This is a genomic window from Pseudonocardia pini, assembly GCF_013870575.1.
GTDB lineage: Bacteria > Actinomycetota > Actinomycetes > Mycobacteriales > Pseudonocardiaceae > Pseudonocardia > Pseudonocardia pini.
In genome coordinates this window covers 1-2,646 of the sequence record NZ_JACBXB010000763.1, presented here as the reverse complement: position 1 = coordinate 2,646, position 2,646 = coordinate 1, and the positions used below count along the sequence as shown (strand labels likewise).

2 protein-coding genes are annotated in these 2,646 nt (G+C 71.2%); one reads left to right on the top strand and one right to left on the bottom strand.

Translation table 11 applies throughout. The annotated features are described in order from the left end of the window. Positions 1-1,498: 1,498 nt before the first annotated feature. On the bottom strand, positions 1,499-1,825 hold the full coding sequence (locus H5J29_RS28525; protein ID WP_446686500.1) for a DUF3024 domain-containing protein: 327 nt from the start codon (positions 1,823-1,825) through the stop codon (positions 1,499-1,501). Positions 1,826-1,893: 68 nt separating this feature from the next. Between H5J29_RS28525 and H5J29_RS28520 the strand changes: the two genes are divergently transcribed. Further along, complete coding sequence (locus H5J29_RS28520; RefSeq protein ID WP_181784080.1) at positions 1,894-2,472, top strand: peroxidase-related enzyme; 579 nt, start codon at positions 1,894-1,896, stop codon at positions 2,470-2,472. Positions 2,473-2,646 lie beyond the last annotated feature (174 nt).

Here is a 2,646-nt window from a genome sequence, read left to right as displayed (position 1 = left end):
CCGCCGCGCCTCGTAGAGCCCCGCGGGGTGGTGGTCGCCTGCCCCGCCCAGCGATCCGGCCGCGACGCACGACCGCTAGGTCCTCGAGCAGTACCAGGATCATCAGAGGTGACCTATCGGCGCTGTATACGGCCCGCGGTGGGTAGGAGCCGGTGATCGTGGGGTCACGCCTGCCCTGCGCCGCGATCACCATGGCGGCGTGCACTCGGCCGGTGATCATGGCCGCCGATGACGGGCCGCTCGCCTGCCGTGGCTCTGCACCATGATCGCTGCTTGGGCACGCTGAGCCGCGATGATCGCGGTTCTGCGTGCCCGACCGGTGATCTTGGCTGGGACGCGCGGGCTGTGAGTCGGGTGGGGGCGAGCTGGCCTGGTTGAGGTGGGGCCGCGCCGCGTCGCTTCCCGGAGCGATCCCGCCATGATCGCTGCTTGGGTACGCGGCGCCGCGGTGATCGCGGTTCTGCGCGCCCGATCGGTGATCTTGGCTGGGACGCGCAGGCTGCGAGTCGGGCGGCCGGGTGAGGTCGAGTCGGCCTGGTTGAGGTGGGCCATTCCGTGTCGGCCTCTGAAGCAGCCCGCCATGATCGTTGCTTGGGCACGCTCCGCCGCGGTGATCGCGGTTTCGCGTGTCGAGCCGGTGATCTTGGCCGGGATGCGCTGCGTGGAGTCGGGCCGGGTGGGGTTGAGTCGGTCTGGTTGAGGTGGGGCCGTGCCGCGTCGGCTTCTAAGCAAGCCACCATGATCGTTGCTTGGGCGCACTCTGCCGCGCTGATCGCGGTTCTGCGCGCCCGATCGGTGATCTTGGCTGGCACGCGCAGGCTGCGAGTCGGGCGGCCGGGTGAGGTCGAGGCGGCCTGGTTGAGGTGGGCCATTCCGTGTCGGCCTCTGAAGCAGCCCGCCATGATCGTTGCTTGGGCACGCTCCGCCGCGGTGATCGCGGTTTCGCGTGCCGAGCCGGTGATCTTGGCCGGGATGCGCCGCGTGGAGTCGGGCCGGGTGGGGTTGAGTCGGCCTGGTTGAGGTGGGGCCGTGCCACGTCGGCTTCTAAGCAAGCCACCATGATCGTTGCTTGGGCACGCTCTGCCGCGGTGATCGCGGTTTCGCGTGCCCAGCCGGTGATCTTGGCTGGGACGCGCCGCCCTGTGAGTCGGGCCGGGTGGGGTTGAGTCGGCCTGGTTGAGGCGGGCCGTGCCGCGCCGCCTCCTGAGGCTGCACCATGATCGCTGCTTGGGCACACCGCGCTGCGGGAATCGCGGTCCTGCGTGCCTGACCGGTGATCGTGGCCGGGACGCGCGGCTGTGAGTCGGGCGGGTCGAGTCGGCCTGGCTCGGGCAGGCCCTGCTGAGGGGGCGGGGCCGAAGGAGTCGGGGCGGCTCAGGCACCGGACCCGTGGGTCAGCCGCTGACGGCCATCAGATCAGCACAGGTGACCCCTCGACGCCGTATGCGGCCGCGATGGGTCGGGGATCGACGATCAAGGGTGGGCCGGCCACCGATTCCTAGGCCGCTCCGCGAACGGCCTCGGCGATCGGGCCCAGCAGGTCAAGGGGGTCGTCGGCCGTGGGTTCCTGGCGTTCCCACCGCTCCCCGCCGACGGTGGGGAGGAAGAGGGTCCAGCGGCCGTCGGGGTCGGCGCAGAGGCGGGCGAGGGGGGTCGAGGACCACACCGCGCCCAGCTCGGGGAACGCGGGCGGGCGGCGGTCCAGGATGGTCAGGGTGTCGCCGACGGAGGTGAAGGCGATACGCCGCCGCTCCCGGTCCTCGTCGGGCAGACAGTCCGCGCACCAATCGGTCACACGGGCACGGATCTCCTCGGCCACGGCCATACCCGGGGATGATGGCGGGCCCGCTCGCCCGAGGAAAGGGATGCAGCCGAGCTGTAACGTCCCGGGTCATGGGAGAACACGAGGTGAGCCGCTTCGGGCACGTCGAGCTCGCGGACATGCCCGCCGACCTTCGGGAGCGGATCGGCGCCGTCGCGGAGAAGTCCGGGTTCGTGCCGAACGTGTTCCTCGCGCTCGCACGACGGCCCCGCGAGCTGCGGGCCTTCCTCGACTACCACGACGCGCTGATGGACTCGAACGACGGACTGAGCAAGGCCGAGCGCGAGCTGGTCGTGGTCGCGACCTCCGGGGCCAACCACTGCACCTACTGCGTGGTCGCGCACGGGGCGATCCTGCGCGTGCGCACCAAGGACGCCCAGATCGCCGACCGCGTCGCCACCAACCCCTACGGCGTGGAGCTGAGCCCGCGCGAGCGCGCCATCGTGGACCTCGCCCTGCTGGTCGCCACGGAGTCCTCCGCGCTGACCGAGGCCGAGCTCGACGACGCCCGCGCCGCAGGCCTCACCGAGGACGAGATCTGGGACGTCGGCGCGATCACCGCGCTCTTCGCCCTCTCCAACCGCATGGCCCACCTGACCGACCTCCAGCCCAACCCGGAGTTCTTCCTGATGGGCCGCCTCCCCCGCTGAGTCGCTCACAGGTCACTCGCAGCCGACGCCGTCCTTGTCGGCGTCGAGCCCGTAGATGTCGTCGCCGGTCACCCGGACCGGTCCGTCCACGTAGGACGGACCGTTGCCCTTCCCGCCCTCGCAGTCCACGTCGGAGTCGATCGGCACGCAGCCCGAGTAGTTGGGGTCGCAGCC